The 23,888-nt window shown below is 39.8% G+C and carries 23 protein-coding genes and 1 pseudogene; 5 read left to right on the top strand and 19 right to left on the bottom strand.

Annotated elements, in window-relative coordinates; translation table 11 throughout:
- Window positions 1–40 precede the first annotated feature (40 nt).
- From BDD43_RS10780 to BDD43_RS31055, 9 genes and pseudogenes are all read right to left on the bottom strand, one after another.
- On the bottom strand, window positions 41–247 hold the full coding sequence (locus BDD43_RS10780; protein ID WP_121201955.1) for a helix-turn-helix domain-containing protein: 207 nt from the start codon (window positions 245–247) through the stop codon (window positions 41–43).
- 267 nt (window positions 248–514) lie between these two features.
- The gene (locus BDD43_RS10785; RefSeq protein WP_121197677.1) at window positions 515–1,810 is read right to left on the bottom strand and encodes a tyrosine-type recombinase/integrase; all 1,296 of its coding nucleotides are present in this window, start codon (window positions 1,808–1,810) and stop codon (window positions 515–517) included.
- A 743-nt stretch (window positions 1,811–2,553) separates the two neighbouring features.
- Complete coding sequence (locus BDD43_RS10790; RefSeq protein WP_121197678.1) at window positions 2,554–3,855, bottom strand: HlyD family secretion protein; 1,302 nt, start codon at window positions 3,853–3,855, stop codon at window positions 2,554–2,556.
- Window positions 3,856–3,859: 4 nt separating this feature from the next.
- Window positions 3,860–6,037, bottom strand: a complete 2,178-nt coding sequence (locus BDD43_RS10795; RefSeq protein WP_121197679.1) for a peptidase domain-containing ABC transporter — start codon at window positions 6,035–6,037, stop codon at window positions 3,860–3,862.
- Between the two features lie 79 nt (window positions 6,038–6,116).
- Window positions 6,117–6,404 (bottom strand): hypothetical protein, encoded by a 288-nt coding sequence (locus tag BDD43_RS10800; RefSeq protein WP_121197680.1) that lies wholly within the window; start codon window positions 6,402–6,404, stop codon window positions 6,117–6,119.
- Between the two features lie 244 nt (window positions 6,405–6,648).
- Entirely contained in the window at window positions 6,649–8,118 is a 1,470-nt protein-coding gene (locus tag BDD43_RS10805; RefSeq protein ID WP_121197681.1) for a TlpA family protein disulfide reductase, read from the bottom strand.
- A 94-nt stretch (window positions 8,119–8,212) separates the two neighbouring features.
- On the bottom strand, window positions 8,213–8,485 hold the full coding sequence (locus BDD43_RS10810; RefSeq protein WP_147425610.1) for a hypothetical protein: 273 nt from the start codon (window positions 8,483–8,485) through the stop codon (window positions 8,213–8,215).
- 81 nt (window positions 8,486–8,566) lie between these two features.
- Window positions 8,567–9,352 carry a TlpA family protein disulfide reductase gene (locus tag BDD43_RS10815; protein WP_121197683.1) on the bottom strand — a complete coding sequence of 262 codons (786 nt, stop codon included), beginning with the start codon at window positions 9,350–9,352 and terminating at the stop codon, window positions 8,567–8,569.
- A gap of 27 nt (window positions 9,353–9,379) precedes the next feature.
- A pseudogene (locus tag BDD43_RS31055) lies at window positions 9,380–9,697 on the bottom strand (DUF4369 domain-containing protein); the annotation flags it as partial.
- Window positions 9,698–9,715: 18 nt separating this feature from the next.
- Between BDD43_RS31055 and BDD43_RS10825 the strand changes: the two are divergent.
- A protein-coding gene (locus tag BDD43_RS10825) for an IS630 family transposase (RefSeq protein WP_233276784.1) occupies window positions 9,716–10,848 on the top strand; the annotation gives its coding sequence in 2 pieces (ribosomal slippage) (window positions 9,716–10,145 and window positions 10,145–10,848; 1,134 coding nt in all).
- A gap of 293 nt (window positions 10,849–11,141) precedes the next feature.
- Window positions 11,142–12,023, top strand: a complete 882-nt coding sequence (locus BDD43_RS10830) for an IS982 family transposase (protein ID WP_121196630.1) — start codon at window positions 11,142–11,144, stop codon at window positions 12,021–12,023.
- A 118-nt stretch (window positions 12,024–12,141) separates the two neighbouring features.
- On the opposite strand, the gene BDD43_RS10835 is transcribed toward BDD43_RS10830, so the two are convergent.
- The 3 genes from BDD43_RS10835 to BDD43_RS10850 form a co-directional block, all read right to left on the bottom strand.
- Window positions 12,142–13,506, bottom strand: coding sequence for a TlpA family protein disulfide reductase (locus BDD43_RS10835; RefSeq protein WP_121197684.1), 1,365 nt, complete (start codon window positions 13,504–13,506; stop codon window positions 12,142–12,144).
- 224 nt (window positions 13,507–13,730) lie between these two features.
- Complete coding sequence (locus tag BDD43_RS10840; protein WP_121197685.1) at window positions 13,731–14,555, bottom strand: hypothetical protein; 825 nt, start codon at window positions 14,553–14,555, stop codon at window positions 13,731–13,733.
- 447 nt (window positions 14,556–15,002) lie between these two features.
- The gene (locus BDD43_RS10850; RefSeq protein ID WP_121197687.1) at window positions 15,003–16,607 is read right to left on the bottom strand and encodes a cysteine peptidase family C39 domain-containing protein; all 1,605 of its coding nucleotides are present in this window, start codon (window positions 16,605–16,607) and stop codon (window positions 15,003–15,005) included.
- A gap of 395 nt (window positions 16,608–17,002) precedes the next feature.
- On the opposite strand from BDD43_RS10850, the gene BDD43_RS10855 reads away from it, so the two are divergent.
- Window positions 17,003–17,215, top strand: coding sequence for a hypothetical protein (locus BDD43_RS10855; protein ID WP_147425611.1), 213 nt, complete (start codon window positions 17,003–17,005; stop codon window positions 17,213–17,215).
- 123 nt (window positions 17,216–17,338) lie between these two features.
- On the opposite strand, the gene BDD43_RS10860 is transcribed toward BDD43_RS10855, so the two are convergent.
- From BDD43_RS10860 to BDD43_RS10870, 3 genes are all read right to left on the bottom strand, one after another.
- Window positions 17,339–17,560, bottom strand: a complete 222-nt coding sequence (locus tag BDD43_RS10860; RefSeq protein WP_121197689.1) for a hypothetical protein — start codon at window positions 17,558–17,560, stop codon at window positions 17,339–17,341.
- Window positions 17,561–17,562: 2 nt separating this feature from the next.
- On the bottom strand, window positions 17,563–17,838 hold the full coding sequence (locus BDD43_RS10865; protein WP_121197690.1) for a helix-turn-helix domain-containing protein: 276 nt from the start codon (window positions 17,836–17,838) through the stop codon (window positions 17,563–17,565).
- A 97-nt stretch (window positions 17,839–17,935) separates the two neighbouring features.
- Entirely contained in the window at window positions 17,936–18,160 is a 225-nt protein-coding gene (locus BDD43_RS10870; protein WP_121197691.1) for a hypothetical protein, read from the bottom strand.
- A 513-nt stretch (window positions 18,161–18,673) separates the two neighbouring features.
- Here BDD43_RS10870 and BDD43_RS10875 point away from each other — a divergent pair.
- The gene (locus BDD43_RS10875; RefSeq protein WP_121197692.1) at window positions 18,674–19,945 is read left to right on the top strand and encodes a site-specific integrase; all 1,272 of its coding nucleotides are present in this window, start codon (window positions 18,674–18,676) and stop codon (window positions 19,943–19,945) included.
- Between the two features lie 122 nt (window positions 19,946–20,067).
- On the opposite strand, the gene BDD43_RS10880 is transcribed toward BDD43_RS10875, so the two are convergent.
- On the bottom strand, window positions 20,068–20,901 hold the full coding sequence (locus tag BDD43_RS10880; protein WP_121197693.1) for a helix-turn-helix domain-containing protein: 834 nt from the start codon (window positions 20,899–20,901) through the stop codon (window positions 20,068–20,070).
- A gap of 77 nt (window positions 20,902–20,978) precedes the next feature.
- Between BDD43_RS10880 and BDD43_RS10885 the strand changes: the two genes are divergently transcribed.
- A complete protein-coding gene (locus tag BDD43_RS10885) occupies window positions 20,979–22,310 on the top strand; it encodes a S41 family peptidase (protein WP_121197694.1) in 1,332 nt (443 codons plus the stop codon).
- A gap of 372 nt (window positions 22,311–22,682) precedes the next feature.
- On the opposite strand, the gene BDD43_RS10890 is transcribed toward BDD43_RS10885, so the two are convergent.
- Genes BDD43_RS10890 through BDD43_RS10900 form a run of 3 tightly spaced genes read right to left on the bottom strand, consistent with a single transcriptional unit; the run spans window position 22,683 to window position 23,864 of the window.
- Window positions 22,683–22,991: a MerR family transcriptional regulator gene (locus tag BDD43_RS10890; protein WP_246001541.1), complete on the bottom strand. Its 309-nt coding sequence runs from the start codon at window positions 22,989–22,991 to the stop codon at window positions 22,683–22,685.
- Complete coding sequence (locus tag BDD43_RS10895) at window positions 22,957–23,286, bottom strand: hypothetical protein (protein ID WP_121197695.1); 330 nt, start codon at window positions 23,284–23,286, stop codon at window positions 22,957–22,959. The genes BDD43_RS10890 and BDD43_RS10895 overlap by 35 nt, the downstream gene beginning before the upstream one ends.
- On the bottom strand, window positions 23,286–23,864 hold the full coding sequence (locus tag BDD43_RS10900; RefSeq protein ID WP_162846934.1) for a hypothetical protein: 579 nt from the start codon (window positions 23,862–23,864) through the stop codon (window positions 23,286–23,288). Before BDD43_RS10900 ends, BDD43_RS10895 begins: the two co-directional genes overlap by 1 nt.
- Between the last annotated feature and the right edge of the window lie 24 nt (window positions 23,865–23,888).

Below are 23,888 nucleotides of genomic sequence, written 5' to 3' on the forward strand. Positions count from 1 at the left end.
TTTTGTGATTTTTAAAGGGACAGTAAAACGATGTTCCGGCTTACTTTTTAGGCCGCTTAATCGTTTTGCACTGTTCGAGGAATTTATTTAAATCGGAACGGCGATAACGAACCGAATTGCCGATTTTTATCGGATTGAGATTATACCGTTTTGTGCAATCCCAAACGGCCAGGGTCTCCGGCGAAAATTTCAGCATGCGTGCCGCTTCTTTTCTGGTCAGTAATTCATCAGGCTTATTTGTCGTCATATTTAACACCTCCATTGTTGAAGAAAAAATCAGTTGCAAAATTCAAGACGAATCTTGCAAAGGAACGGGGGATGTCATACCTCATTTCTAAGGTAAAAATCACAATTTTCGTCATTCATCCATCAAGAATAATGAACATTAAACCGTCGGCATACATGGGTAGGTACGTGTAGATCGAATTTTATTACATCGTCGGTTTTTTCACACCGAATCACTATCGAACCTGTCATGAAACAGATTCGATAGTTTGGATTTTTAGATCGCTGATTACGCCGGTTGTAATAGAAACAGATTGGTTGCTGTTTCAACAGATGCCCGTACCGGGTCAAGATTTAACCGTGCATAGATTTCGGTTGCCTGTGATGATTTATGCCCCAGGCTCTTGCCGATGATCGAGAGGCTCGCTCCGCTGATAGCCTGGTAACTGCCAAAGGTTCGGCGGATATCATGCAAGCGAATATCGGTGACACCCTGGGGAAGCTGAAAGTTTTCCGATTCCGCCTGTTTGATGATTTGCTTGAATGGCATGCCACCATCATACGCACCAGACATTCGTTTTCCGAGGCTATCTAACCAGCAAGCATTTTTTTCATTCTGCTGCCATAACAACAAGGTCGCCCGTTCTGTAATTTTCTGCCAGTCAGTTTTGACGCTGGCGGTATGTTTTTCACAATCTCCTTTTTTCGGAAACACCCATTGGCTTTGTGCTACCTCAAAACGGCGTTGCAGAATTTCCATGGCGCGGGGCATCAGTGGCACCGTTACCGGGTCGCCATTCTTGGTATCCGGGATGCGCCACTCGCAATATTCCCAATTGATCTGCTCATAGCGCATCATCAAAGTATTGGTTCTGCGTGCGCCGGTGAGAAACAACATCCATAAATAATCCCGTACCGTCTCGCTTTCGTAATCATTGATCGCTTGCAAAATAAACGGCAACTCGGCAGGTAATATGAACCGGTCACGGGACTTTTCCTTATACTTTTTGATGCCGGTTGTGGGATTATTACCCTCCCAACCCCATTCGGTGGCCTTATTGTAAATCGCCCGGATGCGCTGCAGCATTTTATTGGCCTGGTATAACCCGTGGTCACGATAAATGGTTTCGTGCAGCCGTTTGATTTCAGGGCGTTTGATGTCCGAAATCTTCCGCTTGAACCAGTGCGGTACAAAGCGGGTAATATCCTGCTGATCGGCCAGCCAGGATTTTTTATGAACCTTGCTGTAACGGTGCAAATATTGGTCGAATAGCTGCCCGAAATTCATTTCATTACGAATTTTGCGCCTTTCGTTTTGCGGGTTGATGCCCATGGCAATCTGGCCAAGTTTGATTTTAGCGAGTTTTCGGGCGTTTTCGATGGTCAGATCGGGGTATTTACCCAAAAAGATCTTCTCGGTTCTACCGGCAATCTTTTTGATCACATAGAATGATTTTGCACCGCTGGGCTGGATGGCAAAGAATAACCCTCTTACCTGGGTGTCCTTGTGATAGCTTCTGTTGCCTTTGGCTGGTATTGGCAGTTTATCTAATTCAGAGATGGTAAAGTTAAAAGTTTTAGTCATCGGTAGCCTTTCCTGTGGGTTAGGTCGGTGCAGCCACGGTTCTCCCCTGGTGAGTAAAAACGGGCCGGTGGGAATAATACCCGTTAAGGCCGGTTTCGATGACTAAATCGTTGATCGTACTTAACAATTAATGCTTGCTATATGCGCATTAAAACGTGTTAAATACCGGTAAAATATCCCACAAGGGGAGAGGGCATAATTTATAGGTGCCAAATATGACTGTTTTACCAACAATTTAAATCAACCGAAACTTTTCGTTTTTCCTGGTGGTAGCCGTGGTGTTCCTGTGGTGATTAAAGAAATAAGCGGAGCTGCTTACAAGGGAATTGTCGCATTATGCGAGCACCTTTTCAAGCAATGATTTATGGCAGCGTGCAATTTGACCAATCCCCACAAATAACATCAAAACAACTTCCCCTATTAATAATCGAAATAAGGATTGAAACGAAAATCCTGACCTGAAAGGTAATACAATAATTTTTATGGCGTTAGGACGACATAAAGAACCATGTATTGCTCAACCCAATTTAAGCATCACGGGGAAGCCATGGAATGAATTAGATTAGGTAAAGAAAATATCAGGACAAGAAGTTACCCACTCATCTGGAGGCATAAATTCATATTTCAGGTGATGGTGTACCAAGCGGCAAAGGTTTTACCACGCAATAAAAGGCAGAGCTTTTTAATAAGACAAGAAAAACAAAACATATATTTTAAAGGCAGGTTTCAATCTTCTTAATTTATTAATCTTTATTAATAACCTTTAATAAATTATAAGTTATTCGTTTCAAAATCGTTGCATCTTGTGTAACGATTTCTGCATCTGCTAACATCCCTTGTTTGAGATGTATCGGCTTACGCATATCGGTCGCACCTTTAATTTTAAAAGTAACTTTTGAAAAAAACACACTGTCACGATACGGCACATCCGATATATAACTAATATTGCCGCGTATCATACCATATTCTTCAAATGGATAGCTTTTCAATTTTATCAGAACCTCCTGGCCTTCTTTTACTTTGCCCATATTAATTTGCGGAATGGCCATTTCTCCGAAAAATTGCTCATTACCAGGATTGATGTAAAACACGTCTTGATTAGTCGCTAAAACTTGGTTTTCCTGTACTATGCCGGCGAAAGTAAGTTTGCCAGACTGTGAGGCTGTTAATACATATTTATTTTTCCAGTCTTTCGCCTGACTAATCAAACTATTGAGTGATTGTTGGAATTTTGATTTTGCTTCGGCAATTTGATTATCCAGTTCCAATATGTCTTTTTGTTTAGCTGCATAGGTTGCAGATGCTGTTATGAGAGCACTTTCCGTTTGTAATAATGGGGATCTTTTTGCAAGATATTTGCTTTCCTGCGTTCTGAACTCCGCCGGGCTTTCTACCCTTTCATGCTCCAGTTTTTGGTGCATCTCATATTCCTGGCTGGCCAGTTTATAATCTTTCTGGTCAATTTCTTTTTGGGCAATTAATTGGTCGCGCTGTTGGTTCAGGTTTAACAGGTCCTTTTGTAAATACGCTTTCTTTCTTAAATAAAACCCATTATTAATAGCAGAATGATAATCAATGTATTGCTGATAAAAAGTTTGATAGAAGGATTGAAGCTCCCCCAATTGCGATAGATCGGTTTCTGCAAATAAACCGTCGGCAACAAGTTTTCCTGAATTAACTTCAAGCTGTATTTGGGTTAGCTTTTCTATAAGTCTCAGGATCGCGTCATGGTTACCAGTGCTTTCAAGATAACCCAATATCTGACCATTATAAACGAGATCATTTTCTTTAACTAATAGCTTTTCTAATTTACCTGATATCTTAGTGACAATAAGTTTGGGTGAGTTTGGCGATTCAATCCTAATCGACGTTTTGACAATGTCAGGATAGCGGATGAATGCTGAAAGACTAAATATCAACACGAGCGCAATGAAAAACACCGTAATGCCCCATCTTAATATCCAAGAGGGCACGGCAGTGATAATATCCTGCATATCATCAGTATGTATAATTTCATCATTGGTCTTGGTATATAATTCCGGCATATCTTTAGTTCCCTAATTCTAATTGGTTTTTCACTAAACGATAGTAGTCCCCCCTTAAAGCAGTTAGGACCTCATGGGTTCCTTGTTCAATAATACTGCCTTTATCAAGCACAATAATATTATCGGCATTACTTACGGTACTTAAACGGTGAGCAACAATAACCACCGTACGACCCGTAAAAAACTCGGAAAGATTATCCATGATTATTCGTTCATTATTTGCATCCAGCGCATTCGTTGCTTCATCGAAAAATATATATTCAGGATTTTTATACACCGCACGCGCAATAAGCATCCGTTGTTTTTGTCCCTGACTTATACCGTTTCCTTCAGCACCTATTTTAGTATTTAGTCCAAGCGGTAGGTTATCAATAAAATCCTGAATATTGGCTATCTTGATGGCATGTTGTAATTTATCCTTATCAGGATAATCATCACCAACCGCTATGTTACGGGCAATAGTATCCGAAAATATGAAACCCTCCTGCATTACTACTCCACATTGGCCGCGCCATGTTTTATAACTAATACCACTTAACGCCTGTTGGCCAACACGTATCTCACCCTTTTCGGGTTCGTAAAAGCGAAGTAGTAATTTTAATATGGTAGTTTTTCCGCTACCGCTCATGCCTACAATGGCGGTTGTTTTGCCTTGCGGTATATATAAATCAACATGCTCTAAAACCGGATCATTGCCCGCCCCCGGATAACGGAATGTCAACTTATTTAAACTTAAACTTTTATCACTCGGTAGAATATGGTTCCAGTCTTTATCAACAGATTCTTCATCATCCATTTGGTGTATCTCGTTTAAACGCTCCAGGCTGATCTTTGCATCCTGAAAGCCTTGTATAAAACTTAGAAACTGTTGTATCGGACTATTTAGCTGTCCAATAATATATTGAACTGCTATCATGCCACCTAAGGTGAGGTTACCATCGATAACCGCTTTAGCACTCAAAAAAGTAATAGCCAGGTTGGTACTCTCATTGATAAAAGTAGAGCCACCTTGCTGGTATTGGCTCAATGCCAAACCTTTTACTTTAAATTTAAATAAACGAGCCTGTAAATGCTCCCATTCCCAGCGCTTTTGTTGTTCGCAGTTGTTGAGCTTGATCTCTTGCATACCACTAACCAGTTGTACAATACTGCTTTGGTTTTTTGATGATATGTCGAAACTTTTGTAGTCCAGTTCGCGCCTGCTTTTTAAAAAGGCCAGTATCCAGGCAATATACAAGATGCTACTTACTGAAAAAACAAAAAAAATGATGACGTTATAATAAACCAGAACTACAGAAAATATAATGAGGTTAAATGCCGAAAATAAAGTATTTAATGTTGACCCTGTTAAAAAACTTTCTATCCTTTTTTGATCGTTCATGCGCTGCATGATGTCGCCAGTCATCTTAGTATCAAAAAAACTCATGGGGAGTTTCATCAATTTGATCAGGAAATCCGTGAGGATTGAGATGTTGACCCTTGTACTTACGTGCAATAATATCCAGGAGCGAATAAAATCGACACTAACGCGCCCTACGATCAACGCGGCTTGCGCAATTAGAATAATGTAAACAAAGTTGATGTTACGGGTATTAATACCAATATCAACTACCGATTGGGTTAAAAAAGGGGCTATCAATTGCAATGCGCTGCCTATACCCAAACCAAACAACAACTGAATAACCAATTGCCGGTAGGTAATTAAATAGCGCAGTAAAAATGACCAGCGGATTTCCGAACCTTTTTCATCTTCCTGCTCATAAAATTGTGGTGCGGGGCTTAAAAGCAATGCTATTCCTTCGCCTTTATCGGTATCGCTCAACCACTGGCGGTTAAAATCCTGCTCAGTTAAGGTAATTAAGCCTTTGCTCGGGTCGGCAATATGATATTTCCATTTTTTTATTTTGTACAAAACAACAAAGTGGTTTTGCCTCCAATGCAAAATGCAAGGTAACTCTGCTTCTTTTAGCTGAACCGGATTTAACTTGACGCCCAACGAACGGAAACCAATTTTTTCCGCGGCATCACTAATACCCAATAGCGAAACACCTTCACGATTAATCTCACACAGTTGACGTATCGTCTGTAGCTTGAAATTCCTACCAAAATACTTTGCGACCATGCGAAGGCAGGTTGGACCGCAATCCATTTGGTCGAGTTGTTTATAAAATGGAAAGTTCAAAGTATATTATAATTAGGAGTAACTAAATTTACAAAAAGAACTATTGAGAATACCTCAAGCATTGCTTGGTGTAATATTCTCAAAACTCATCGCAACAAATCACCGCATCCGTTACATCTTCTCTACCTGTATCAGACTTATAAGCATAGGTGGCACATCCTTGACCATCGGTTGCTTTGCAATTGGGGCCCGTGAAAAGACACTGAGTCTCGGTAATCATGGATTTTGGCCGATCCAACGGGCCTCCATAGCCATCTGTTAGATAAATCGTCTTGCCATTAGAATTTTCAATATCGACGTTTATTGTATATCTATTTTGGGCAACACAGCTACTGGTTATAATAATAAAAAAGATACTTGTCTTCATAAAAATAAATTACAGGACATCAATTTCGTTTAGTTAGCGAAAAGGTAAAAATCCAACCGCAGTTAGTAAACTGTGTTTACGAATCTGTGTGCTTTGTAGTCCCCGACTACAGTAAGATACATAATAGCTAATCTTATACGCCCATATTAATAGTTTGTTTTATGGGTGGGATGGTAATAATCACCTCGTTTACATCGCTTTCCGGTTCAGAGACATTCGAAAAGCAGAGACAACGAATAACTTGTTACTTTTCGAATCGAATATTAGCGTTTTTCATAGCGTCTTCAATATTTTTATTCATAAAATTGACATCCTGGGGTTTAGGCAAAGCATTTGCTATTATTTCTCCAGTTGATGTCATTAGGATATATCTGGGAATTGTTTTGACATTTAACTGGCTGAGAAGTATGGGTTTTACGGAAAAATCAAATAGATATTGATTTCCTGAAAGGTTATACTTTTTAAGTGCAGCATGCCAGTCATCTTTACTTTTATCTTCTGAAAGGCTGATGAAAGCAATTTTAGAGTGGTATTTGTTTTCAAGTTCCTTTAAATAAGGAATCTGTATGACACAAGGTCCACACCAACTTGCCCATAGATCGACGAATATCAGTTTGTTTTTATATTGATTTAATATAGAAGATAACGTGCGGCTTTCTCCGGTTGGATCAATCACAAGTGCCCCCAGTGCGACTTGTGATAAAACGATGTTTGCTGTGGGCTCTACTTTTTGTTTAGTCAAATAAAGCTCTGTAACCCCCTTTATGTACTCGGCATCTTTGCAAATCATCTTATATTTTTCGAAAATTTCCTGATAATTATCCGGCTCTTTATCCAGAAAGCGAATTAATAATGATGTAAGAAAATAGTCTTTTACCTTACTATCTGTGCTATATTCCTGAATGATGTCAAAATCTTCTTCAATCTTTTTCGTTGAATACCGATGACCAAGTTTAGTGCTCAGATAATAGTTGAAATAACTGTATGCTGCGGAATTTAAATACTGAGAAGTGCTGATTCCAGGCCAATCATATTTTTGATCATCTGCTTCTTTTAAAAATGCGGTCGTTAAAGAGTCTTTTGGTGGATTAATTGAGAACGACATATTAATATAGCCAAAATAGGTGCCAATAATTTCTCTTTTGGCTACAGTTTTGAAGTCCTCACTTAAACCTGGATTCTTTTTAATAAAATCATTTAGGAAATCTAGCCTTTGATTACAAAGGTCTTTGACCAATTTCCTTTTGTAGTTACTATCAAACTTATTATCAATTAAAAAGGGAAGATCTCCCATCTTAAATGTCTTCTTTTCCAATAGTGAAAAAAATATATTATAAGAGTGACTCGATATTACATCTGATTGGTAGTAGCTATCCGTCTGAAAGGAGCCGTTGAAAGATTGCCTCGGAATAGATAATTCACTAACATTAATAATAAGAGAATCTCCAGGAACAACATAGGTTTCGACGTAATCAAGACAACTGACATAAATGACCATTGGCCCATCAATAATAACTTCCTGACTAAAATGACGTGTTTTGTCGATCGGGATATGCGCTAAGGATATCCAACCTTCAATAGGGTCCCTTAACGGAGATGAAACATTAACATATTTAATATTGTCATTGGCTACGAGTCCCTTGATTAAAACAGTTTTTTTGGGAAAAACTAAAGTGCTAAAAAGGCAAAAGAAAAATGTTAACGCTGACTTCATATTAAAAATTAAAATTGTTCGGTAGGGAATATTGTAGATTGGGATGCGTTTCTAAGAAGCGATGAGTTTAACCCATCGCTATCTATAGCACTAATTATTCTGCACCAGTTGCACCAGGGCAATCTATACCACTTGGGTAAGTTTGACTGTAAGCATCTGAATAAGCGACATAGTCAGCAGCGCCTTGTGCCGCATCAGCATTATCAGCAGTAAAACTTATGTTGTGCGATTTGCCGTCTTGTCCTATATATTTACATACAAATACAACCGGCGCATTGCCACCTAAAACATTTTTCATTGCAACTCTACTGAGTTTCATAAACTTTTCCATAAATAAATTGTGTGTAGTTTTAATTAGCTTTGCCATTACCACGCCCCGGCAATTTGGGCGGTATGTATTGTTAAAGTGCATACTTCTTTACTTTGGCCAAAAGTGCTTTTATGTATATCAATATAATGCTCCAAACTTATTTCCAAAAAGGGATATTAATTTGTTATCAAGCCACGACTCTCTCATGTTTAAATTTACGATTGTTTCATCTGGCCCAATTAAGATACTTGTTGGCACAGAGTTGAAATTATATAATGTCATTAAATCACCGTATAATCCTTGTGGATTTATCAATTGAATCCAGGGATTGCCATCTTCTTTTAAAGCTTTTTTCCATTTTTTTTTATCAGAATCTATGGAAATGCCAATCACTTCAAATCCCGATGATTTGTATAAGTTATAAGCAGTTTTTAAATGAGGGAAATCTTGTCGGCACGGATTACACCAGGAAGCCCAAAATTCAAGGAGAATATATTTGTTATTTTTGCCGATGAAGCTCGACAGTTTAACAGATTTACCCGAAGTATCTTGAAGTGTATAGTCAGAAAAAGCGGCACCTACGTTACATTTATTATATATTTCAATCTTTGCAGCCAACTCAATTAATTCCGGATTGTTTTTTTGGTTGCGGAGCAACATATTATAAATTATTTTAATTTCGGCTGTTGTAAAACGATATAAATATTTTTTCGCTACAAATGTTGCAACCGGACTTGTTTGATTTTCGCTTATAAAAGTTATAGTGTTTTTATTTACTATGGCTTTAACGCTATCCAACTGCATTACTATTTTGATGCCTCCGGAGACATATTTTTGTGAATTTGGTTTGATCGACTTGTTGTAATTCACGTATTTATAAAAAAGTGATGCATATTCTTTTTGAATAACAGCCGTTTTTGCCAAATAGTTAGTTAATATATTGTGGGATGCGGAACCACTTACTTTAAGCTTTGTATAAGGGTAAATGCCTTCAACAATATCAGAATATGGAGGGATGTCGGCAAAATTCGCATCTAAATTAATTTCCGAATTTTCTACGAATAAGCATATAGCAGGCGTTGAACTTAATAACTCTTTGCCATCGTTTGTTAAAAATATGGTTAAAAGTTGCGGTTCGTTTACGTGTCCTGTTAAAGTGAATGTATCATTATTAATGACTGTACTGTCAATTACATTGGTAATAATGTTACCATTTACATTTTTTACTAGTGTTAAGTTAAATATAATATGACGTATAAAAGCGTATATTTGTAAAACAAATTACAGATGGTACGTTATACGATAAAACTTACAAAAGAGGAGGTTGGAGAGTTATACTCGATAATCAACAAGGGCTCCCATAGTTCTCAAACATTCCGGACAGCCTATATACTATTGAATTGTGATGAAGGGGAATATGCGGAGAAAATAACAAATGAACAGATCAGCAAAGTCCTGAAAGTAGGGATGCGAACGATAGACCGGGTGAAGAAAAAGTTTATTGAAGAGGGTTTTGAAGGTGTTTTAGATCGTCGCCCCACCAGCCGTGTTTATGAAACAAAATCAGATGGCGATGTAGAAGCGAAGCTGGTTGCCTTGTGTTGCAGCGAGCCGCCTGAGGGGTTTGCTAAATGGTCATTAAGGCTACTCGCCGATAAAATGGTAGAGTTGGAATATGTAGAAAGTATTTCGCATGTAACAGTAAGAAGTGTGCTTAAAAAAACGAACTTAAGCCTTGGAAAGTAAAGGGCTGGGTAATACCACCGGAAAAAAGCAGCGAATTTGTAGCCAATATGGAACGCGTATTGGATGTATACAAAAAACCTTATGATGAGGAATTTCCGGTTGTATGTATGGATGAGTCGCCAAAACAATTGATAGAAGAAGGGCAGCCCTCTCAAGCCATGAAGCCTGGCCAGGAGGCAAGAGTAGATTACGAGTACATAAGGCATGGGGTAGTCAATATATTTATGGCCAACGAGCCTTTGAGGGGCAAGCGCTTTGTAGAAATTACGGCGTTTAAAACCAAAAAGGACTGGGCTTTATTCGTAAAAAGAATAGCAGATGAATGGTACCCGACAGCGAAAAAAATAACTTTAGTAATGGACAATTTTAAAACCCATTCGGCCTCTGCATTTTACGAGACATTTGAACCAGCCGAAGCCAAAAGGCTATGGGATAGGTTTGAGTTTGTTTATACGCCCAAGCATGGAAGCTGGCTCAATATGGCCGAGATAGAATTGCATGTATTGAATGGGCAATGCCTAAACAGGCATATTTCAACAATGCTGAAGATCAATGAAGAGGTAGCGGCATGGCAACACAACAGAAATAATAAGAACAGCAAAATTAACTGGCAGTTCGAAAATAAAGATGCGCGAATAAAACTGAAAAGACTTTATCCGTCATTACACGATTAACATAACACTAGATAAGCTTTTAAATTTATTTTGCAACCAGCAACGTGCACATCAATTTTAAAACCGGCTTTGCAAACGTGAAAAAAGAAAACTAAACATGTTATTAAAAATGCAGCAACTATTGCCTTATTGTGCTTTGAAATGTTAGAAGTATTCATGTTTACAAAAGGTAATTTAAATATCGAATATTATAACGTATATTTAATGTAACTTAACCCGTAGTGCATTATAAAGAAAGTTGTTCATTTCGCCAATAAATGGTATATTGTATTGACTGACAATCAATTACAAACATGAACAACTTGATTCAAAATTACACTTTTATTTTAGAAGAGTTTAGGAAACTGTCAATAAAAGAGGACTTTTATTACAAACCAGTAAGGCCAAGACTGTCTGATTTAGAGTTAATTACGTTAAATTTGACCGCTGAATATTGTGGAATAGATTCTGAATATCAGTTATTTAGAAACCTGAAAGGTACCCCGCTTGATATCTTGATCGAACGAAGTGTTTACAATAAGAGAAAAAGAAAATTGTTCCCGCACATAAATGAGGTGAGAAAAAAGCTTGTTCAGAAACTGAACGCTGTCCAGGACTGTTTCATTGTCGATTCAATGCCTTTAGAGGTATGTAAAAATGCCCGTGCAGCAAGAAGTAAAATCTGCAAAGAACAGGAATACGCTTTTCCAAACCATGGTTTTTGTGCTGCGCAAAGTTCGAGGTATTATGGATACAAACTGCATGCAGTTTGTTCAGTAGATGGTGTTTTTGAGAACTTTGACCTAAGCCCTGCTTCCGTACATGACATACATTACCTGAAAGATATACAACAACAAATGACTGATTGCGTGCTACTTGGAGACAAAGGCTATTTGTCCGCAGAGGTACAGGTCAATCTTTTTGAATCTGTAAACATTAGATTGGAAACCCCGATGAGAAACAATCAAAAGAAATTCAAACCGTATCCATACCTATTCAAAAAATCAAGGAAAAGGATTGAAACGCTATTTTCGCAACTGTGCGATCAGTTTATGATCAGAAGAAATTATGCCAAAACTTTTGAGGGGTTTAAGACAAGGACGTTAAGTAAAATAACTGCCCTGACCACCATTCAATACCTCAACAAATTTATCTTTAAAAGGAACATGAATCACATTAAAATAAATTTAGTCTGATAATGCACTACGGGTTAACTTAATAGTTATTTATCATATCTGCCACAATCACAATTGCGCGCCTGTAGCATTTTAATAATAGTTTTCAAATCTCGTAGTAGCGATATTTTAAGAGATTTTATTCTGTTGCAATGGAATTATTTTTGTGTAACAGAGTCTCAATGTACTCTACTGTTTTTTTATTAGATGGCAGAGTTCCCCTAATTTCACTAATTATAAAATTTTTGTTTATAAAGACAGTTCTCGGTATCTCTTTAACTGAATAGGAGGGAATACTTGATCTGTTTAATAATACTTGAATACCTGGAAGTTTATGATTGTTAACGTATGTTTTCCATTTTTTTTTATCATCGTCTATCGAAACACCGATAAGAACTACATTGGGATCATCTTTATATTTATCCACAAGTGCTACCCAATATTTTAGTTCCTCTAAACAAGGTATACACCAGGTTGCCCAAAAATCAACAACGATAACTTTACCCCTGAAATCGTTGAGATTTACGGGCTCTCCTTTTAAGTTTCGGGCCGAAAAATTTATTGCGCTATCTCCGTTTCCGAAAGCTAATAAGTTATTATAAACATTTTTTTCTATCTCTCTATAAGTAGGGTTTTTAATTTCGTTAATACTTGAAATATAAGATTTGATTTTATCTTTATCCTTCAAATTCACCATCGTTTTATAAACGTTTTTTGCTTTAACGTAGTCTGTAATTTGCTCATAACCAGGAGTGTTTTCGTTATTGTTATCAACTATATATTCAATCACATTTCGATAAACGGCCAAATCTAAAAAGGCTGGGTTTATAAAGTCTTTGGCATATTTATTAATATATGGATTGGCTACTGACCTAAACTCCTCATCGAATTTTTTTAAAGAATCGACTGGGATTTTATGAATTGAAGGATAATAAAATCTAATAAAAGTTATGCTTCTAATAACATCGGCCCGAATTCGGCCCATTTCCAAGGCTCTAAATTTAGGGGATATGTTTTTATAGTTTTGAAGTTCATTTTCTTTTTGGTCCGCAGCATTGATGATATAATCAATAGTCTGCTGTACTGTTGGCTTAATATGAGTACCGGATTCCAAAAAAGATCCAGCTTTCGGAAACAATGTATTTTTCAGGAAATTATTTTCTTCACTATGGGTTCCTTTAAAAACTGCATCAGCATGTTTTTTGTGGTCAATTAGCATGTATAAGCTATCACCTGGCGATAAGTATAATATATTACGTCCTATTCGATAATAATTTGGCTCGTATAAATTAAACGTAATAGAAAACCTACCTGCGCTATCGGTGGAAATGATTAACCCGGTAGGGGAGTTCTTAATATCGGAAATTGCGGATTGGTCTTCAATTTCTACTTGACGATCAAAATTCTTTAACGTCCCGAACAAACTAACCTTAGATATTTTTTGCCCATTCACCTGTAAGGCCGCAAAAAAGAATAATAGGAAGAAGATTTTGTTTTGATGCATTTATGTAATATTAAAAAAAAATTTACAAAACTTCCCTATACCATATTGGTTACAAGTAAGAACAATTGCTGGCGTGGCTAGGATTTCACTATTTAGTTATAACGTTATTGCCAATGTATATTTGCCCCAAAAATCTGTTGGATAAACCATGTTCATATTTTGGAGTGGTTATGTCCTAAATTATAATTTACTCCGTCAGGCGATAAATGCTTCAATTCGCGTTTTTATTTAAGCATTTTATACTTTCCTCCAAAATCAGTGGGGAAAGTTGTATTCATTGTTTCAGGAATTACTGGAATTGCGTCTACAGGTTTACCTTGGGCATTTGAAATTATTATAAAGCGACCATTGGATGAAAATTGAATTTTCCCCTTCTGTACTGACGAGCCATTAAGCCTAATATTATAATTATATTCGGAGGCCGAACTACTCTGATCGAACAATTTAATGGGAATGCCTATTTCACAGGTAAAGTAAAAGTTATTATCGAACCTCGAAGCAACTTTAATTCCTTGTTGATTATAAATAGAGATAGTGTCCGTTGCATTTTCATTTTTTTCAACTATTATCAATTTTAAATTATTCAAAAAGGTATTGTTAAGGTTATAAATAAATGAATCAACCTGCATAGCATATTGAATCGAATCGTTAGATTTTTTAGGCTTATTTTTAAAAATAGAATACAAAGGGGCTTTTTGTCCAATAAAAACCGGGTATGTAACTGATGTTTTAAATTTTTGCGGGTTAATTGCAGAACTTATGGTTAACGTTACGCCGCCTAAAAATACCTTAGTGATAATATCCGGTTGTTTGATTTGAAAAATTAGATAGAGCAGTTTATCGTTATTTGCAATGCTATAATACAAATTGGTAGCGTGGTTATAGGCTTGAAAATTATTATTCCATTTATTTGCCTTGCCATCAAACTTTATGTTGTCGGGTATTTTTAACGACGTTGTTTGTATGTTTGGAATTTTTTGTGCGTAAGCAAAATTTACAATTAAAATATATAAAATAAGAATGTTTCTAAAAGTTGTTTTATATTTCATTATAATAATAATGTTACTTGTTGATAAGAGGCTGTCCCACAAGTATAGGATCAGCCTCATGCTTTTTAATCGAATCGATTGATAACGGTTTAATAAACAATTCTCAAAGCCTCAATTTCTGATAAGACAGCATCTTTTAGTTAAGAATTATAACGCGGCTGGAACGCAAATCCAAACATAGTCGGGATTTGTGCAATAGCTTGAATGTACTTGTGTACAAGTATCTGTACTGATCTTACAAGAATCACCGTCGCCACATTCGTCATCACAGACGTCACTCATGTTACCACCTAAAACATTTTTCATTTCAACTCTGCTGAGTTTCATAAACTTTTCCATAAATAAATTGTGTGTAATTTTAATTAGCTTTGCCATTACCACGCCCCGGCAATTTGGGCGGTATGTATTGTTAAAGTGCATACTTCTCTACTTTGGCCAAAAGTTTCGTTATTGCTGTGCCAGCATGTATTTAATATCGTGCAGTTGGTAACTATCAGGTAAACGGCTCCCGTTAACCAGTATTGTGGGCGTGGCTTTTACTTCGGCTAAATCGCACCAAGCTCTTTGCCTTTCCAAAACCTTAAATTTACTTTCGTCTAAAGTTACTGGATAAACTTTGGCCCAGGCTTCATAGCTTTTCTGCTTTTGCTCGTACCAATCGTGCAGTGCGCGTTTTATTAAGGTTTTATCCGTTAAGTGGTTTAAGGCCATTAAATGCCGTACAACCGATGTTTTAATATCACTCTCGTTATTGTTAGCGGTAAACACTATTCTTAACTGTATATCATCTAATCGGTTCAACCACTCGTCTAATATTTGATGAGTTTTGCTGCATGGCGGGCAGTATGGGTTGCTTACCATAGTAATAATGGTGTTGGCTTCTATGTTACCTAACACAATACTCCAGTCCTCATGGGGTAAAACATATTTGGGTTGTTCTTTTAATGCGCTATAAAATAACTGGCTATTGTATTTAACCTTACGCAGTTGTTGCTTAACTGCTTTTAGTTGTTGAGTATTGAGTAACATTGGTTTAATAAGCAACCATAAAGCTATAGGCGCAAGTAAACAAATTATTAACGTACCAGTTTGAGCAGTATTTAACAGTTGTATAGGTTGCTTAAATATTGTTACCAATGGTATAAACTCCAACCAAAGCAAGCCTTGTATAAATGTGCAAAACAAGCACCATTGCCTGGCTATACGAGCCTGGTAATTAATAGAGTATACTGTATATGGCAGGCTAACCACATTTAATACAGCCAAAACTTGCATAACAGCAACGCTGTTACCACCAAACAATATCGCAAGCCATGTACCGGCGAAGAAAAAAAAGCCAACTTCGCTCCAGCTAAGACCCTCAAAAACCGTTGCAGCCTTTGAGGTAAGTATAGCGTTGCAATTAGTTTTACTTCCGCTTGCACCGCACAGCGTTTGTACTAATGGATTGTTTTTATCAATGCTTTGGATGAGCAATAATATGGATGTTACCAACCCCGCAGATTTAAATATGCTTAGTAATAATACTTGCCAGTTTAGGTTTGATAAGTAACTGCTATGGTAAGTGATGGCTAATGCAAAACAAATAGTTAGTATTGATATGGCAGCGGGAAACTTGTAAGGTGCTAAGCGTTGGGGCAGAGACTGTTTATATACACTTTCACCATTTAATGGTGCCTCGGCGGTAAGTACAACACCTTTAAATCGCTTTTTAAATTCGGAAAGTGATAGCTTTTGTTTGTTGCTTTTATGATCGGAGATCGTCACGCCATCCTCCCCAAGCTTAGTTACCAAAACAAAATCATCGTTCACATTGGTATGTGCTATAAAAGGTACGGGCACACTGTTTAGCTCTTCCGCATTTACACGATAGGCCGCATTATCGATCTGAAACCAATTGAGTACATCACTTATAGTTAAAAGACTGGGATAGTCCGGGTGTTTTTCTAATTCGTTAATTACGTCCTCATAACTAACCCCTTTTCGCAATAGCTTCAATAACTTTATTGTAACAAAGTCTATGTTTCCATACTTTATTATTAATTGCAACATAAATTATGATAGATGAATTTTAGTGAAAATTTAAAAAAAGCAAAAAAAAGAATGCAATAAATACAGCATACATATAAGTAATTAAAGTGGGGATTCTTTAACTACTTATAAAGATCAATTGATAAACTAATCAGGGTATTATTGTTAATCGACCTGATAAAAATAGATAGAAAAAGGTATTAAACAAATAAATCCGAAAAAATTATTTTTTAATACTTCATAATAAGATGCAAGGGAAAATCCAGCAATTTCTTCATTGCATTAAATTCGCCTCGTCAAAGGTTATATGAAGGCCATGCAGAATAGGGCCGGATAGCGGATGAAATAAACAATCTTAAAGCCGGAAAAATGCGGTTTTATATAAGCGGTGGGACCATCAGTTAATAACAGGCATTGTGACAACAAATAATCTTGAAAATATTGCGGCGATGATTATACTGGCTGCTGCCAATTACGCGAAAGGAATGCAAATGAAAGAAGAACAATTGACTGAACTGCTCCAATTTCAAAACGATTTGCTGAAGGAGTTCTACGTGCCGCAGATTGAAGCATTGGAAGCCGAAAATAAAAAACTGAGATTGAAACTTGTTGACAGGGTTTTACAGTAATACACAGGTTTGGAGGCAAAGTTAGATCTCCTGTAACAGATTCGACGTATAGTTTTACAACAATATCAAACGGGATATGACTTATTGCCAAGCCCGATTTCACAAAACCAGTCGGATAGCTCCTTATCTTTCAGGATTGCGATTTTGATCGCGACCTTTTTGCGAAACTTCCCGGATGCGTTCCAGTTCGTATTGCCTTGCTCCACCGACCATGCCTTTGAAGCGGTCGTTTTCGGCTTTGGCGGATAGAATTTGCTGCGCAACTTCTGGCATTTCTTTTTTCAGATTGTACATCTGGTTAAAGCCTTTGATATATTCGGGCGATGGGTCTTGTTCTTCTTCCATGTTTAAAAAGTTTCGTAGGTGAAATCTTCAAGGTAATCTTCGATTGACTGGCGGTCGTAAAGCACAATCTTTTTCTCCGGCTGGGTGAAGCGGATTTTGCCTTCATCGCGTAGTTTCTGCAAAGTTGTCTTGCTTTTAATGCGCAGCATGTTCATAGCTTCGGTGCCGGAAATCCATTTGTCGCTTATTGTTTGTTGTGGCTTTTTGCTGTCGATATAGGCTTCAAGCTTATCGATCATCGCGTAAAACGCGCGGTCTTCAAAACAGATTACTTCCACTGTGTATAAGGTTTTTATGAAGGTAAAAATCTTTGTGGAATAATCCAAAGCCGCAGTTTACTTTTTAATGCGGGATCAATCTGCGCTTATTTAATTACTACAAGGTTGGTATCGGATTCCCTTTATCATCGGTTATACCTGCAAGTAAATCGGTTACTTCTTCAAGAACGTTACTGATTTCTTCGACAGCACGGTTAACCGCTTTTGAACCCAATAAATCGTATTGCTCCTCAACGACATTAAGCGAATTAAAAATAGTATATAAACTGTCGATTGTCATCTCAACGGTTACTTTGCTCTTAGTTACTGTAATTGCTTTCACGACTTTACTCTCCAAAAATTAATCTCTGCCATTATAGACAGCATGGCAAAATTTGCCAATATTATAAAGTGAAAGAAATGGTTACGGCATTGGTTATTTAACGCTTAATGAAAATAAAAACGCTGTTTTATACGCTAATAATGAGGATTTTGCGTATATTTATATGTCGCGATTGAGGTTGCGGCAATCGTTAATTAACTTCATGCAATGGCTTATCGGTGTGTATGAACACTGTATGACCAGAAAAAACAAAGGCAGTTACGTTTTACTGTAACTGCCTCATTTTCAAGTAGCGGGGAGCAGGATCGAACTGCCGACCTTAGGGTTATGAATTTCCCTTTGAATATCGAAAAATGGCTTAAAATGGTCAAAAACGCGGTTTTTGATTTTTGAAAATGCCATTTTAGACCGCATAATAACAGGTTAATACAGCAAAAGTGTTAACAAAACTGTTAACAAAATCATAGATTGCTAGTGCTAAAAACAAGATTTTTTTCATCAAAAAATTGAGCAATGGCAACAGCAAAAATTATTACATGGAGCCGCCCCAACAAAGATGGGCAATATCCAATCGGCATCAAAATTTACAACAACGGAAAGACGTCCTACATCTTTGAAGGCCATACCGTACCATCAAGGGATGCGTGGAACGCCAAGAAGCAGGAGGTCAGAAAAGCCGTACCCAATGCAGCCAGATTAACAAACTATTTAACCAAAAAACTGACAGAGGTCCGCGACCAAGCGCTTGAGATGGATACCAACAAGGAAAACCCCTCGCCGCAGCGGATCAAGAAGGTTTTTCAGAATGAGCTCGAAAACACCGAGGCCGGGAGGAAGCGCTTAATGTTCGCCGACATCGCAGGGCAGTATTTGCAGGACGCCCTTGATAGCGGCGACCTTGATGTTTACCGTTCCGAAAAAAGTCGCATAAAACGGTTCCTAGAATTCAGCGATGGCGGGCAGATACCGTTTTCAGAAATAACCGTGGAGTATCTGCGCCGTTATGTCATATTTCTCAAAAAGGATAAAAACCGGAACGGCAATGAAAATACGCCGCGGAAACCGCTCAGCAACCGGACGATTATGAACCATCTTTTGGGCGTCCGCACGCTTTGGAACCGCGCCATCACTGCTAAAATGGCCTCGCGCGATGATTACCCATTCGGTGCAGGCAAGATTTCCATCAAATTCCCGGAGTCACCTAAAATAGGGCCTGATTTTGACGAACTCGAAAAGCTGGAAAAGATTGAACTGACAAAACGAAGACTTCATCATGCGCGTAACATCTGCCTGGTCAGTTATTATTTTGCGGGTATGCGGATAACCGATACACTGCTGATGAAGTGGACAGACTTTCAGAACGGCAGGTTCCATTATACCATGTCCAAAAATGGCGAGCCGGGATCACTGAAGATTCCTGAAAAAGCCATGGCGATCATTAATCAATATAAGGACGACAAGCCAGCTCATGACCTGGTATTCCCCGACCTGAAAAGGCTTGAAAGCCTCCTGGACAGGACAAACCTGCGGCGGGCGGTAAATAGTTCTGAAGGACGCATCAATAAAGCGATCAAGGAAGTGATGGGCATGATCGGCAGCACCAAAAATACTTCGCCACACAAGTTCCGCCATGCTTTTGCGCAACGTGCTGAAGAAAAGGATGTACACCCTAAAGTATTACAAAAGTTATACCGGCACGAGTCGATATTAACGACAATGAAATATCAATCCAACTTTTCACATCGGAAAGCTGATGAAGCCCTGGATGCTGTGTTAGGTTTATAAAAATGAATTATGGACCCGGCTTAGCCGGGCCTTATTTGTTATCAGGCATAGCGGGTATTAATGCAGTAAAACAGTGATGATTGAGCTGCCTTTTCCGGACGCTCTTCTGTGTCGCCGGCCCGTTATATCAGATCTATAAATGCTTTATCCACCGCCGCCTGGGTTTTGAAATAGGTGTTTGGACCCATACCTACAACCCGCTGAAAGTCCTTGTTGAAATGTGCGTGATCGGTGTAACCGGAATCTGTAAGAAGTTCAAGATAGTTACTCTTTGACGGCTCATAGCGCTTCATTAATTCCTTAATGCGGACGATTCCGGCATATTGTTTCGGACCCATGCCCACATACTCGTTAAATTTTCGCCTGAAGTTGCGTTCGCTCATACAACAGTGCGCCCGAAGGACACGCATATCTATGGCGCCGTGATACCGGTGCACCTGCCGGATCGCCGCGCCGATCCGGTCAAAGGTATCCTGCTCCCTGTTGCCGCGTAAATAACCATTCAGGAAACCTTCGACCAATCTGTGCTTTTCAGGTTCGGCTTGCACCTCATGCAGCTGCTCCAGCAATAATGTAACGTTGCCGCCGAAGATCAAGGACGCATCGATAGTGGCGGCCCTGAACTGCGTCAATACTTCACGGATAAACAAATGAGCGGAGCCAGGCAGAAGCACAGCCCCGACCAGATGAACACGCCCGAGATATCGAACCAGGCTGCTATCCGGATAAAGTCCTGTAACAGCTGCTGTGGGCATTTCCTGGAAAGCGCCCCCGTTCCGCGATATCTCCACCGGATCACCCAGATTAAAGACCAGGTCTAAAGTGCCGTCGGGCAGCCGATGCTGACCGCGTAAGTCCCCTTGCTTTAACAAAGAGGACACGTCTTTCGCCTTTACTGTATAAAAGGATCTGATGTGATCTTGCAGCACCGTGGGATAGGTTTTGATAATCTCCATAATTGAACAATGGCCGTTTTTTACAAATAGCAACGCGATTTAAACGGTATCATTGTGTATCCTAAGATAACAAATCTATGTACAATTATCTCCGTTTGAAAGAGTGCTTTCTGCTATTCCTTTTAATGACAGCTGGTGTGGTCTACGGCCAGCAGCCCGTCGTGCTATTGACCCCAGCGGAAAAAAAACAGGTAATCGCTGCCGTCATACAAAAACTGACCAACGTTTACGTATACCCGGATATGAGCCGGAAAATGACCACCGCGCTGTCTGCGCTCGAAAAAAAAGGAAGCTACGATCTCATTTCAGATCCTTCTGCCTTTGCCGCCAAACTTCGGGAAGATCTGGTTGCAGTCTCGCATGACCGACACCTCAATATTACTTTTGATCCCGACTGGGTGCAGGCCAGTAAAAAGACACTCAGCAAACAGGACAGCCTGGAACTGATCCATAAAGATTTTCCAAATGCCCGCGCAGACAACTTCGGTTTTAAAGAAGTGCGGGTGCTTGATGGCAATATTGGTTACCTGAACCTCACTAAATTCTATGACCCGGCCCTTGGGGCCGAAACAGCAACTGCCGCCATGAATTTCCTGGCTAATACCGACGCCCTGATCATCGACCTGCGGCACAATGGCGGTGGTTACGGCGATATGGTCCAGTTGGTGGCAAGTTATTTATTCGACACCGAACAGGTGCTGATCCTGGAATTGTACTCCCGGGAAGACGACCGGCACAAACAGGACTGGACGCTGCCTTATGTACCCGGTAAACGGATGCCGGAAAAACCCGTCTACGTGTTGACCGGCCCGGAAACCTTTTCCGCAGCGGAGAGCTTTACCTATTTCCTTAAAAACCGAAAGCGGGCGACGATCATTGGTGAAAAGACCGGCGGCGGAGCGCATCCAGTACATCACCAGGCCCTGAGTGATCGCTTTAGCATTTTTATTCCGTACGGCCGGCCAATCGATCCCATAACAAAGACGGATTGGGAAAATACAGGTGTCGTCCCGGATATCGCTGTTCCGGTCAATGATGCCTTGCTCAGCGCACAGGCCAAAGCCCTGGAAAGCTTGCTGGCGTTACAGCCGACTAATGCCAATGCAGCATGGGCGTTGGCGCCTTTGAAGGCGGCCCAATATCCGGTGGTCCTCCCATTAGACCTGCTACGTTCATACGAGGGCAGTTATTCCGAAGGTATCAGAAAACTATTTTTGGAAGATGGCAAACTGTATTTCCAGCGGACGGGACAGCCCAAATATGCATTGGAACCCTTAGCAGAAGATCTTTTCCAGGTGCCCGCGCTACCCTACCTGCGGCTCAAGATCACCAAGCAGGGAGACAAAGTGACCGGCTTTGTCCGTGTCTACCAGGACGGCAGCAGTTTTACGGAAAAGCGGGACTATTAACTTCTTTATATTTAACTAGTGTTTTACCCAATGAAAAACCTGATCCTCTTATTTTTTTGCCTTGCAGCCACGCAGTCGTTCCGCCCAGACCGCTAAAAAAATTGACGGCCCTGCCTGGCAGCCGCCCTGCATCCGAGCATGGAAAGCTGGGGTGATTTATCGAACGAGCATATTGTCCCTGAATCGTTGGGAAACGCTAATCAATCCCGCCAGGAAGGATTCATCTAAGTAAGTGTAACAACTCGTTTTTAGATTTTGAGGAAAAACATTAAGTAGAACTATGTTTAAATTTGCCCTCGCTCGTGAGGGAAAAAAACAAGAAGCGCAAATTCAATAGCGGAAAATACCGGGTTCATTGTAAAAAAAGGAAGCTCAGGGCTTCCTTTTTTTGTTGAGCGGCGCATCGAAAGGCTCATACACAAAGTCTTCCAGGTAATCATAGATCGATTGGGAGTCATACAGGATATTTTTTTTATCCGCCTGGCTAAACCTGATCCGTCCTTCATCCCGTAGTTTCTGCAGGGTAGTTTTGCTTTTGATCCGCAGCATCTGCATGGCTTCCGGCCCGGATATCCATTTGTCCCTGACAGCCGGTTGCGCCCGCTTCACTTGTTCAATTACCGTATCCAGCAGGTTGTAAAACGCCTCACTCTGGAGGCATATGATCTCTATTTTGTCCATCCTCACTCATCCCCGTTTTTAAATAGATCGCGCTCCGAACGTTGCGCTTATAAGAAGGTTCATATAAGATGTATCCGAAATCATGCAGATCCCGGATACATCGGTGGTAGGTCGTGCTTGCCGAGATTTTTGCCAGTGGCATCAGTTCATGCGCATAGGCGCGCAGCGGATTTTGAAAACCGCTGGCCTGCCAGTACTGCACCAGCGCCGCATATATCCCGATATGGGTAATGCAGATCCGTGCATCGCGGCCGATGGCTTCAAAGAAAACCGATAGCGGCTGGCATCTTTCCATTACGCAACACGTTGTCCTTGCCTGCGGCGTTCGCCCTGTTGCTGTTGTTCAGCAACCTTTGGTTTGGCCGCTTCAGCCGCCGACTGCGATTGACCGGCACCCTGTTTTTGCTCCGCCGCTTTGGCAATGGCCGCACGCTGCACTTCCTGCGGTGTCAGCTCCGCTTTTTCAGTTTGCGCCAGCTTTTGCTTTTCTACCTGACGGACAACCATGGTCTGCCCGTTACTGTCATAAAAGTCAAAACGCATCATACGCGGGTTCGCCACGATTTTGGCGGGCGTTTCCTGCCCGTCCCTAAGCAGCACAATATCCACCCGGTTGCCCTTTTCGATCGCGCGCAGGATACGGCTCAGGTCATATTTTTCGTCAACACCTTTGATCGGGTATTTCTGAATTTCCTTAGCATGGTCCCAGAAGATAACTTTCGGGTTAAAGTTCCCGTACCCATCCGCGCTTTTGAAATCCATTCCTCTCCAGGCGAGGTAGGTTTCACCTGTCGGCACCATCTTCGTTTTGCCTTCGCCGATATCCTGCTTCTCCATCTTCGGCTGCTCCCGGTAGGCATAACGGCCGTCCATTTGGAATAGACTTTGACGGCGCCG

This window comes from Mucilaginibacter gracilis, from assembly GCF_003633615.1.
GTDB lineage: Bacteria > Bacteroidota > Bacteroidia > Sphingobacteriales > Sphingobacteriaceae > Mucilaginibacter > Mucilaginibacter gracilis.